We start from the raw sequence: 11,931 nt of genomic DNA, 5'->3' as shown, positions 1-11,931 counted from the left end.
CATTCACCTCAGACAAGGATTGCTAATGCCAGTTGAGCACAACCGATGCCTAGCAAAGCGCCTAAAACCACATCTGTTAAAAAATGGACACCCAGTAAAATTCTGGATGCTCCTATCAATATCGCCCATACAAAGGTGAAAGTGTCTAAACTCGGATAAAAATAACTCGTTAACGTCGCCATCAAAAATGCCGCAGCAGTATGCCCAGAAGGTAAGCTGTAACGATCTGATGGCGTGACAAAAGAAGTGACAAGCTCTGATAACTCTTCAGGTCTACGGCGTTTAAACAGGTTTTTCGCGGTCCAATAAATAGGCAGTTCGATGCTAAAAGCCAGTAACCCTACCAAAAGAAACATCAATCCATGCTCGCCATGTAACCACCAAGCAAGCCCTCCAAATACAAGATAAAGGTGACCATCTCCTGTATGAGATATTGCTTTGCTCAGTCTAGATACTGGGTGAGAAAAACGGTGTCGTAGACAAAATAGTGAAAAAGCCAAATCCAGTTTGGCAATTGGTTCGATAGAACGCATTACCCACTCCCAACTCGGTCGATTTGGCTTCAATGTAAAAGATAACAATGACAAATCAGTGACGCTTTAAGGGTATTAAGATGACACCGTGGATAAACGTCAAAAGGGGCAATCAGCCCCCTTGGTAAATTTTCTCTGCCGTATTGTTTAGAACTCGTAAATACCGCCCAAAACCCACTGACTCCGGTCTTCCTTGCTACGGTCAAACCAAGACTGCTGCGCCTCGGTGTACACTTTGGCATCCTGAGTAATACGATACTCAGCCCCTGCCGTCAGTGCATTTTCAAAACCAGCGGAGAGATCATTGGTGCCACGTATCGTTTCTACCGTTAGGTACGCGTGGACGGGAGAAAAAAGCTGCACTTTACCACTCACACCTAAGGTGTACGCCGATGCCGATGCGCGACTGTCTTTCAAAGTATAATGCCCAAGCGTAGCACCTAATCGCCACAGGTTCCCCTCGCCGAGCTTTCCGGTTTTGACGCCCGTGGTCGCGACACTGATTGCTTTCGCGTCCTGCTGGTAGTGAGTGATTTGTGACGCTACGCGAACTTGGACGTTGTGCGCATCTCGCTTATAACGCACACCAAGCCCCAGCCCATTTTCAATCTCACGTTCATTCACTTTGAACGATTCACCACCAGCACGCAAACGTGCACGCTTGTCTAAGTCGCGATTGCCGTTGAGCTGGGCTTCTACTCGAAAGTCTTGCCAATCAAGTCGGTAGCTGAAGGTACTTTCGTTGCGCTTGTTATTCATTTCATCTCGCGTGTAGTGTGCGACCCCACCAAGCTTATTGGTAAAATCGTAGTTATCGAGATTATGGATCAACGCCTCCTGCTTACCCCAAGCGATTTGACCAAGGTCCGTTTTTGCCCCGATGCGCGCCAACCTTAACGAAAGCACGTCTTCTTTGTTCGAGTGATTGATATGGCTACCAACTTCGACAAGAGCACGCAAGCTGAGATCAGGGGTGAGATCATATTTCCCTTTTAAGCCAGCACGGCTTGAATCATCTTTCAATTTCGTCGCGGGTGATCGGTGCTGTTGATAATGCAAGACCGCTTTTAGCTTACCGTAGGCTTCAAGCTCAGAGAGATCATTTTCATACACGGTTATATCAGCCAATGAAGCCTGACTAACCAGAATAAGCGGAGAAAAAATGCAGAGAAAAGAGTGGCGTTTCATAGTGTTCCCAAAAGTATTGATCTAATGGGAACAAGATAAAACAGCTTAGCTGACAAGAAGCTGAGTAGGATTGTAAGCCTCCTGTCAGCTCACTTATGGGCGTTTAACCGTATTTAGAACGAGCGGCCGTCGGTTCGATATACCACGTTTCTTTTTGCTTGCGGCACGCGGTATACACTCCCTGCTGTGTGCTTCCAAGCTTTGAAAAGAAATATTGGAATTGGCGGCACGTAAAGATACCAGTGATTTTTTTATTCACCTTTTGTCTATTCGCACCAGCGTCTGGTTGAATGAGGTATTTCGGCGTTGTTAAAGGATTGGGCTGAGTCGATAACAGATCGCGGTAAGAAATGTTGGACGCCACATATTTGCTGTGCACATACCCTTTAATGACTCCATTTTGAGTCACTAAATACCAAGGTTTCTCAGAGACTTTGGCAATAACATTAAAAACATCCCCTCTGCTAAGTGCCCCAAGTTTCGCCCCCGACGCCGAAGGTCGGTGGCGAATATTTAGCGTGGTGGTTGCGCGATACGGTACATCCATAAACTCAAAGTCCTGTTGCTCATCGACCTGAGCAACAGATTGTCGCTGAACGTCGATAGCAAGCCACTCGGTTGGTTCTAACTCTATCACCCACCTTGCCGCCGTCCGCCTGTCTTTGCCTTTTAATCGGGTACTGTTCTGGTTTTCTAGCCCTTGAACAAGTTGCTTCAACATCTTGTCGCGCTCTTGCTGGCTGAAAAACAAATCAATGTCATCACTAATACGTTGTACTTTTCGCGCGTGGGAGAGCATCACTTCATTGGAAATGGCCTCAATCTTTGATCCTTGCAGTAGCTGGCAACCGCTTAAAGCAAAACAAGATAACAATAGCGCCTGAGATTTAAACTGCATCGTTTATTCCTCCTGGCAGTTCCAAATACACTTTTGCCCCTCCCAACTTTGATAATTCAACACCGACGTTCCCCCCGTAGAGCATCACGACATCCTGTACGATATTGAGCCCCAGCCCCGACCCTTCCGTTGTCTCGTCTAAACGACGTCCTGGTTTAAATACATGCTCGCGCTTGGCTTCGGGGATCCCCACGCCATCATCCTCTATAGCAATCGAAATGCGCTTATCTTTCAGCTCAACATTGACTTGAACTCGGTTTCTCGCCCACTTACAGGCATTGTCAATGACATTACCAAGTACTTCTTCTAAGTCATGCTGGTCGCCACGAAAATAGATCCCTGCATGGCAACGAAAACCCAGCTGTAACTGTTTTTGCTTATACAAGAGTTCCATAGAAAAGAGGATGTCACTAACGCTTTCAGATACATTGGTTTGCGCCGCCAACTGATTCATCGAGCCTGCCAATCTTGCCCGCGCTAGATGTGTTTGCGCGTTTTGAGCTAATCTGTTGAGCTGTTCACTCATCACGCTCGCCGAGCTATCACTGAGGTTTTCCATCTCGTGCCTAAGTACTGAAATCGGATTTTTCAACGCATGAGCCAGGTTGGCCGCCTGCAAACGAGAACGTTCAAGAATCGCCGTATTGTGAGCGAGTAAGAGGTTGATCTCCTCACCAAAGTTCTGTAGTTCCTGCGGTAAATCTGCGTCGATTTCTGTCTTTTCTCCACGACGTATCGCAGCAATATTATCTTCTAGCTGTTTTACCGGTCTGAGCACTTGGCGAACTTGATTCCAAATCGAAACCATCACTGCAAGTACTAAGATCAATAGAACAAAAAACAATAACTGGCCAAACGCATATACATCTTTTGTAATGTCGTTCACTGGCCCCGAGACCACAAACTGCAAGTGCATGTCCTCCCGTGAGAATTCCACGGTTTGGATCCCCATTCTGAGTTCTTGTACTGGCCCCATTATTTCGATGTGATGGAAATTATATCCTTCATCATGCTCCACCAGCGGGAGAGGTTGCTCACTGTAAAGCGAGTCCGACTGGAATAGCACTTGGTTGTTGTGATCTATCACTTGCCAATACCACCCGGACAAAGGCTGGCTAAACACAGGGTTACTGGATGAAGAGCCCATAATCACCTGACCACCTGAACGAACCTCAACAGCAGCCACCATGTCATAAAGCTGATTGCGTAAAACGTCATCAAAGCGCTGCTCAATATGTTGTTCAAACATGTACATCAGCAGCGCACCCACATTAAGTATCGCGAGCAAATACCACCCAACACCAGTTCGAATAACGCGACGAAGCAACGAGTTCCTTTTTGTCAAATTCACACTAGCCACGCTCATGCAACTGATACCCTTGACCTCGGCGAGTTTGAATATGTTGTGTCCCCATTTTTTTTCGTACGCGGTTAACCAGCACTTCAATAACATTGGAATTATGCTCATAATCCATTTGATAAAGGTGCTCGGTGAGCGTGGCTTTAGAAATCACTTCACCTGGGCGGTTGATCAAATACGAAACCAATCGATACTCCAATGAGGTTAAATCAAGGTGTACACCCGATAGCGATACACGCTGAGAAGTAGAGTCCAGCTCAAGCTCTCCACAGGTCAAGATGGTACTTGCGTGACCATTTGAGCGCCGGACGAGGGCTTCCACACGCGCAAGCAACTCCTCCATTTCGAAAGGTTTGACTAAATAGTCATCCGCACCCGTTCTCAGGCCTGTGACTTTTTCTCTCCACGTATCGCGCGCGGTAAGAATAATGACAGGCATCTTATTCCCAGCTCTCCTCCACTCGGTTAATACACTTAAACCATCTTTGCCTGGGAGGCCCAAGTCTAAAATGGCAATATCATATTCCTCTGTATCTCCCTGAAACCAAGCCTCGTTGCCATCATGGGTTAAATCGACTGCGAACCCATGGCTACTTAGTGCGCGGGATATTTGCTCCGCGGCTTGAACGTTATCTTCAACTACTAGTGCTCTCATCCTAAGATCTCAACTGACTAATCATCATCGTCGTCATTATCATCGTCGTCATCGTCATCCCGCGAAGAAGAGCGACCTCCGCCAGACGAAGAGTCCGATTTATCACGATCATTGTTATTTAAAATGGGTTTAGGCTTATACAGCTCTTTGTACGTGACGGCATCGTAATAACGATTTATCACCCTGCCGTGCGCATCCAATATCTTCAGTTCAAAGACGGGTTTGCATTCCTTATTTATCGCCGAAGCTTTCAGTAACGTATCTCCTCGTTGATGTGCATTTTTTTTCACCTCTTTCATAAACTTAAAAAAGGTGGCTGCCGATGGTTTATCACTGCAACTAGCCTGTGCCATGCCTGAAAACAGCAACAGCACACTACATAGCCATACAAACAAGAGAGAATAAATTCGACGCAAGTGACAACCTTTGGGGCAGAAAAACTCAGGATAAAAATAGCATTAGAAACCTTACGATCACCTTACAAACCCTATCAGCTTTCCGTCAGCACAACCGTCTTAGAATGTAATCGTTCAAACAAACCGCACATTAAAAAAGGAAACAAATCATGAACATGACAACTTCTAAGACACGTCTTCTGGCCGCCAAACAATCCTTTGTTACTCGCCGAGTCACCAAAGAATCGATGGAGAACCTCATTGAAGATTTAAGTTACACACCAAGAGCAGGCGATCTTATCTTGGCTAAAGTCAGTTTGATTGGGCACCACACTCGTACTGAACGAGTAGACGGACGTAAGGCAAAGCTGTTTGAAGGGGATGAAGTGATTTTGGCCTATGGCAACCGTTATGCTCCCGACCAGTTTGAAGCCGTAATCCCTGAAGATTTGTCGCCATGTCATATGGTAGCTGCTGGGGGGATTGCGGCAAAAGCACTGTCTTGGCACGCTAAAATTGAGTTTCCTACTGAAATTACGCCGATAGGGTTAGTTGCCGATAAAAATGGCAAGGTCATTAACCTTTCAGACTATTCTGTACCTAAAGCTCTTTCGGTACCAAACGTGCCAAATGTCACCGTAGTCGGAACGTCAATGAACGCGGGCAAAACCACGACTGCGGCGCACATTATTCACGGTTTAACCAAAGCGGGTTATAAAGTGGGTGCAATGAAAGTGACTGGCACTGGCGCGGGCGGTGACTTATGGCTAATGCAAGATGCTGGCGCAATATGTGCCGTAGATTTTACCGATGCTGGATTTCCTACCTCGTTCAAAGTGGATCAGGCAGAGCTAATGAATATTGTGAAAAAGCTCTCCCAAACCCTTATCAACCAAGGCTGTGATGCCATCGTGGTAGAAATCGCAGACGGTGTCTATCAGCAGGAAACTCGCGCCCTTCTGCAAGACCCAGAATACAAATCACAGTTTAACAACGTGGTGTTTACGGCCAGAGAATCATTAGGCGCGACGTCAGGGGCGCTTTGGTTAAAGAGCGAGGGTTACCATGTTCCCGCCATTAGCGGCATGATCTGCTGCTCACCACTTGCGGCGCGTGAAGCCGCCACTCAAGTACAGCTTCCAATCCTGGATCTTGAAGATCTCGTTAACGCCGATACCGCTAAATCACTCCTATCAACTTGCCAAACTTTTAGCGCGACAGCATGAAATTAGTTCCAATATTTTCTGGTAGCCGCCAATACTGGCTTCTGACTCTTATTGGTGTCGGGGTCAGTATTGCTATCGCCAACATTACCGGTGTGCTGCTATTGAAAACGCTTTGGCAATCGAGCTCGTTTACTCATCTTGTATTCGGGTTCGTGGCTATCGGTATTTTGGTGTTTGCTCTTTCCGTGCTAGAAGCATACTGCGCGGAGAGGTTAGGGCAAAATTATGTTAAAGCGATTCGTTGCCAGCTATACCAAGGGCTCGTCGGAGCACCAAGCTACTTAGCCCCCAAACGCGTCGGGGTCGTCATGAGCCGAATGATTACCGACAGTAATCAGATAAAAAATTGGGCATCGATTGGGATACCAAAGCTGACCATCCATTCGATTTCAGCTATAGGGTTAACTGTCTTTTTGTGCCTACACTGGGGAAAAATCGGATGGTTGGCTACGGGTTTTAGCATTATTTACCTATTGTCTATGGCGACCTTAACTCCAAAAATGTATCAAATTGCACTGGAAATCCGTCGAGATCGCGGAAGATTGAGTGGTTTTTTGGGTGAAAGCATTATCGCCAGCCAAACCGTTAACCAGTTCAATTTACTCAACCGAGAAACCAGACGCTTGGCTCGTCACAACGATAGGCTAGCAAATAGCTCAGTAACACAAGCATTTTTGACTGCGGCTTCGAAGCATTTCAGCCATCTCATCTCGCAAGTGATGACTCTCTGTGTACTGGTGCTGTTCTTATGGGAAAATACCCTCCCCAACCAAGAGTTAGCAGTGGTAATGCTCACTCTTGGGCTGCTTTTTAACTCGCTCAAACAGCTCAATACCAGCTGGGTTTACGCCATCACGTTTTATGCCGCCAAGCTTCGCCTTGAATTGGCACTCAATAACGCAGCGCCAAGAAAACCAGCCAAAGAAACCAAACTCACCTCCAAGTACAGCCATGCTATTCAGCTAAAAAGAGTCCAGCTAACGGAAGATTCTGCACCAATCAGTCAGTCTATAGCTCCTGGCTCTGCTATCCATATCCCAATCAGTGAGCCATCTGAACGATTGGTTGAGATTCTCTCTAAGCATCAGTTGCCTATTTCTGGCCGAGTCACAGTTTCGGGGCGAAGACTAGACTGGCTTTCTAGGCAAAGTGTAAACAAAAGCATAATCACACTTAGCCGAGCGAGCTACCTACTTAGGGGCACTATGAAATCTAACTTGAGAGTATCAGAAGAGAACCTGAACTTTTTGCACTCTCTTTTAGCGCATTTTGAATTATCAGAAGAACATCTCAACGAAACAATTAGTGAGCTAGGACGCAACCTGCCCTCATTACAGTATGCTCGATTACTCGTGATACAAGCCCTACTTCGACAGCCTGGGTTACTTATTATTTCTCATCCCGATATCTGCGCAAACTCAGAGCTGATGGATAAAGTGTTAATTTGGCAAGAGAAGGTCCGATTTACTTTACTGGTTGTCGGTCATGTATCCAGCCATCTTTCGGAAAGGCTACAAGACATTGATATAAAAGAACTAAAGTCAATAAAAACTGAACATACTGAACCTGGCTTTTTCACGGCGATGGAAAAAAAGTAGCCCTTTTCTGTTTTTACGGTTGACGCGCCAGAGAGAGTGCGGTACTAATTTGTTAACTCGAATTTGTGGTTTATTTAACACCGATATAGGTTTCTATAACAATGACAACTCATTTTTCTATTCTGCTGAGCCTCCTCCTTATCGTGACATCATCGCGCGGGTAGGCTGTGGAAGAAAAATAACCACAAACAAGATTTCCTAAAACCCGCATCCGATGCGGGTTTTTTTATATCTAAATACCGGAAGTAAACGATTAACTGATGCAGATTGCATCAAAAATCAAATAAGGAAGCACACATGAACGATCAGGTCATTATTTTCGACACCACATTGCGTGATGGCGAACAAGCGTTGTCAGCAAGCTTGACGGTTAAAGAGAAACTGCAAATTGCCTATGCGCTTGAAAGGCTCGGCGTTGATGTGATCGAGGCGGGATTCCCTATCTCTTCTCCAGGTGATTTCGAGTCCGTACAAACCATCGCAAAAAACATTAAAAACAGCCGAATTTGTGCTCTTTCGCGTGCCGTTGCGAAAGACATCGATGCCGCCGCCGAAGCCCTAAAAGTGGCCGATCAGTTCCGTATCCACACCTTCTTGGCGACTTCCACCATCCACGTAGAAGACAAACTGCGCCGTAGTTACGACGACGTAGTCGACATGGCGGTAAAAGCAGTAAAGCATGCGCGTAACTACACCGATGATGTTGAGTTCTCTTGTGAAGATGCTGGCCGTACACCAATCGACAACCTATGTCGTATGGTCGAAGCGGCGATTAATGCGGGTGCAACCACAGTCAACATTCCAGATACCGTTGGCTACACCGTACCAAGTGAATTTGGCGGTATTATCCAAACACTATTTAACCGTGTCCCGAACATCGATAAAGCGATTATCTCGGTTCACTGCCACGATGACTTGGGTATGTCGGTAGCCAACTCTATCGCCGCAGTCCAGGCAGGTGCACGCCAGATCGAAGGCACGATCAATGGTATCGGAGAACGTGCCGGCAACTGCTCTCTAGAAGAAATCGCGATGATCATCAAGACTCGCCAAGAGTTTTTGGGCGTTCATACCGGCCTTAAACATGACGAGATCCACCGCACCAGTAAGCTGGTGAGCCAACTATGTAATATGCCGATCCAAAGCAACAAAGCGATCGTCGGCGCGAACGCCTTTAGCCACTCTTCAGGTATCCACCAAGATGGGATGTTGAAGAACAAAAACACTTACGAAATCATGACGCCTGAGTCGATTGGCCTTAAGAACCAAGCGCTAAACCTAACTAGCCGTTCGGGCCGCGCCGCGGTGAAGAGCCACATGGACGCGATGGGTTATAAAGAGGAAGAATACAACCTAGACGCATTGTACGCCGACTTCTTGAAACTGGCGGATCGTAAAGGGCAAGTGTTCGACTACGACCTAGAAGCATTGATGCACTTCTCTAACCTTCGTGAAGAAGACGACTTCTACAAATTGAACTACCTAAGCGTTCAATCAGGTAGCGTGATGGCAACAACCAGCATCAAGATTCAATGTGGTGACGAAGAGAAGTGTGAAGCAGCGGTTGGCAATGGTCCTGTTGATGCACTTTACCAATGTATCTATCGCGTGACAGGTTATGATATTGTGTTGGATAAGTTTGACCTAACCGCAAAAGGTGAAGGTGAAGACGGTCTTGGCCAAGCAGATATTATCGCGAACTATAAAGGCCGTAAGTACCATGGTACTGGGGTTTCTACCGATATTGTCGAGGCGTCAGGTCAAGCACTACTGCACGTGATCAACAGCATCCATCGTGCCGACCAGATTGCCGAGATCAAACAAAAGAAAATCGCAACAGTATAGACAGACTCCAGGGACGTGAGTCGTCCCTAGTCATCTAAATAATTAGAATTAAAGGACTAACATGACAGACAAATCCTATAAGATTGCCGTTCTTCCAGGTGACGGCATTGGCCCAGAAGTAATGGAACAAGCACATAAAGTGCTGGATGCGATTCAAACTAAACACGGTATCTCGTTCGAGCGCGACCAACACGATGTTGGTGGTATCGCGATTGATAACCATGGTTGTCCGTTGCCAGAGAGTACAGTTAAAGCGTGTGAAGAATCTGACGCGGTACTATTCGGCTCGGTAGGCGGCCCAAAATGGGAACACCTTCCACCTAATGATCAACCTGAACGCGGTGCACTACTTCCATTACGCAAACACTTCCAACTGTTTTGTAATCTACGCCCGGCTCAAATCCATCAAGGCTTAGAAGCATTCTCTCCTCTACGCGCAGATATTTCTGAGCGTGGTTTTGACATCGTTGTGGTTCGTGAGCTAACCGGTGGCATCTATTTCGGCCAACCAAAAGGTCGTGAAGGCGAAGGTGCCAACGAGAAAGCGTTTGATACTGAGGTTTATCACCGTTTTGAAATCGAACGCATCGCGAAAATCGCTTTCGAATCCGCTCGTCTACGCAGCAAGAAAGTGTGCTCTATCGACAAAGCGAATGTTCTACAAAGCTCTATTCTATGGCGCGAAGTGGTTGAAGAGATCGCGAAAGGTTACCCAGATGTTGAGCTATCTCATATGTACATCGACAACGCGACCATGCAGCTAATCAAAGATCCTGCTCAGTTTGACGTGATGCTTTGTTCAAACATCTTCGGTGACATCATTTCTGATGAATGTGCGATGATCACTGGCTCCATGGGCATGCTACCTTCCGCAAGCCTTAACGAAAGCAAGTTCGGTCTATACGAACCAGCAGGCGGCAGTGCACCAGACATCGCAGGTAAAAACATCGCTAACCCGGTGGCGCAAATCCTATCAGCAGCACTGATGTTACGTTATAGCCTAGGCGAAGAAGCGGCAGCGCAAGATATCGAAGCAGCGGTATCCAAAGCACTTTCAGCAGGTGAGTTGACGGCTGACCTAGCCGGAGATAAGCCAGCACTATCGACGTCAGAGATGGGCGATAAGATCGCTGAGTACATCTTGAACTCGTAATACAGACCAAATTCATAATAAATACAAACCCTCGCTCTGTGCGATACAAACCAATGGCTTAACTCTCAGTCATTGGTGCTAGAACGCCGCAAACACCGTTTTAGTGATAAGGACGACGAGGAAAGGAAGCAATCATGGGCAAAACACTATACGAAAAAGTCTACGACGCACACGTTGCCGTAGCAGCCGAAGGGGAAAACCCGATCCTATATATCGACCGCCACTTAGTGCATGAGGTGACCTCGCCTCAGGCGTTCGATGGTCTGCGCGAAAAAGGGCGTAAAGTCCGTCAGGTGAACAAGACGTTTGCCACGATGGACCACAACGTATCGACCACCACTAAAGATATTAATGCCTCTGGTGAAATGGCGCGTATCCAAATGGAAACGCTGTCTAAGAACTGTGAAGAGTTTGGCGTTACCCTTTACGACATCAATCACAAATACCAAGGCATCGTCCACGTTATGGGTCCTGAGCTAGGGATCACCCTTCCTGGTATGACCATCGTTTGTGGTGATTCACATACTGCGACTCATGGTGCCTTCGGCTCACTGGCTTTCGGTATCGGTACGTCTGAAGTTGAGCACGTATTGGCAACTCAAACGCTAAAACAAGCTCGTGCAAAAACCATGAAGATCGAAGTCAAAGGCAAAGTGGCTCCGGGAATTACCGCCAAAGACATCGTACTAGCGATCATTGGTGAAACTACGGCGGCTGGCGGTACCGGTTACGTGGTTGAGTTCTGTGGTGAAGCCATCCGCGATCTTTCAATGGAAGGTCGTATGACGGTATGTAACATGGCGATCGAATTAGGTGCTAAAGCAGGTTTAATCGCACCGGATGAAACAACGTTCGAATACATCAAAGACCGTAAGTTCTCACCAAAAGGCTCTGACTTTGATGCAGCCGTAGAGTACTGGAAAACACTAAAAACAGACGATGACGCTGAATTTGATGCGGTTGTAACATTGAACGCAGCGGACATTAAACCGCAGGTCACTTGGGGGACTAACCCAGGTCAGGTAATTTCAGTCGATGCTCCGATTCCTTCTCCAGAAAGCTTTGCCGATCCCGTAGAAA

11 protein-coding genes are annotated in these 11,931 nt (G+C 46.8%); 5 read left to right on the top strand and 6 right to left on the bottom strand.

Going from position 1 to position 11,931, the window contains the following annotated elements:
* Positions 1-8: 8 nt before the first annotated feature.
* The 6 genes from VNE01S_RS04335 to VNE01S_RS04310 all read right to left on the bottom strand — a co-directional run bounded on the left by VNE01S_RS04335 (position 9) and on the right by VNE01S_RS04310 (position 5,050).
* Positions 9-533 carry a phosphatase PAP2 family protein gene (locus tag VNE01S_RS04335; protein WP_053396580.1) on the bottom strand — a complete coding sequence of 175 codons (525 nt, stop codon included), beginning with the start codon at positions 531-533 and terminating at the stop codon, positions 9-11.
* Positions 534-680: 147 nt separating this feature from the next.
* On the bottom strand, positions 681-1,721 hold the full coding sequence (locus VNE01S_RS04330; RefSeq protein WP_053396579.1) for a porin: 1,041 nt from the start codon (positions 1,719-1,721) through the stop codon (positions 681-683).
* A 103-nt stretch (positions 1,722-1,824) separates the two neighbouring features.
* Entirely contained in the window at positions 1,825-2,619 is a 795-nt protein-coding gene (locus tag VNE01S_RS04325) for an SH3 domain-containing protein (RefSeq protein WP_053396578.1), read from the bottom strand.
* Complete coding sequence (locus VNE01S_RS04320; protein ID WP_162208413.1) at positions 2,609-3,970, bottom strand: ATP-binding protein; 1,362 nt, start codon at positions 3,968-3,970, stop codon at positions 2,609-2,611. Before VNE01S_RS04320 ends, VNE01S_RS04325 begins: the two co-directional genes overlap by 11 nt.
* 1 nt (position 3,971) lies before the next feature.
* The gene (locus tag VNE01S_RS04315; RefSeq protein WP_053396576.1) at positions 3,972-4,634 is read right to left on the bottom strand and encodes a response regulator transcription factor; all 663 of its coding nucleotides are present in this window, start codon (positions 4,632-4,634) and stop codon (positions 3,972-3,974) included.
* Positions 4,635-4,651: 17 nt separating this feature from the next.
* Entirely contained in the window at positions 4,652-5,050 is a 399-nt protein-coding gene (locus VNE01S_RS04310) for a hypothetical protein (protein ID WP_156309897.1), read from the bottom strand.
* 149 nt (positions 5,051-5,199) lie between these two features.
* Here VNE01S_RS04310 and VNE01S_RS04305 point away from each other — a divergent pair, with 149 nt between their 5' ends.
* The 5 genes from VNE01S_RS04305 to leuC form a co-directional block, all read left to right on the top strand.
* Entirely contained in the window at positions 5,200-6,255 is a 1,056-nt protein-coding gene (locus tag VNE01S_RS04305) for a P-loop NTPase family protein (RefSeq protein WP_053396574.1), read from the top strand.
* Positions 6,252-7,853 carry an ABC transporter transmembrane domain-containing protein gene (locus VNE01S_RS04300; protein ID WP_053396573.1) on the top strand — a complete coding sequence of 534 codons (1,602 nt, stop codon included), beginning with the start codon at positions 6,252-6,254 and terminating at the stop codon, positions 7,851-7,853. The genes VNE01S_RS04305 and VNE01S_RS04300 overlap by 4 nt, the downstream gene beginning before the upstream one ends.
* A gap of 297 nt (positions 7,854-8,150) precedes the next feature.
* The gene (gene leuA, locus VNE01S_RS04295; protein WP_053396572.1) at positions 8,151-9,698 is read left to right on the top strand and encodes a 2-isopropylmalate synthase; all 1,548 of its coding nucleotides are present in this window, start codon (positions 8,151-8,153) and stop codon (positions 9,696-9,698) included.
* 61 nt (positions 9,699-9,759) lie between these two features.
* The gene (gene leuB, locus VNE01S_RS04290) at positions 9,760-10,851 is read left to right on the top strand and encodes a 3-isopropylmalate dehydrogenase (protein ID WP_053396571.1); all 1,092 of its coding nucleotides are present in this window, start codon (positions 9,760-9,762) and stop codon (positions 10,849-10,851) included.
* 134 nt (positions 10,852-10,985) lie between these two features.
* Positions 10,986-11,931, top strand: a 946-nt coding sequence (gene leuC, locus VNE01S_RS04285) for a 3-isopropylmalate dehydratase large subunit (protein ID WP_061781627.1), incomplete at its 3' end; no start/stop codon positions are given.

This window comes from Vibrio nereis NBRC 15637 (genome assembly GCF_001591105.1).
GTDB lineage: Bacteria > Pseudomonadota > Gammaproteobacteria > Enterobacterales > Vibrionaceae > Vibrio > Vibrio nereis.
The sequence above is the reverse complement of the archived record's forward strand: the minus strand, read 5'-3'. Positions and strand labels throughout refer to the sequence as shown.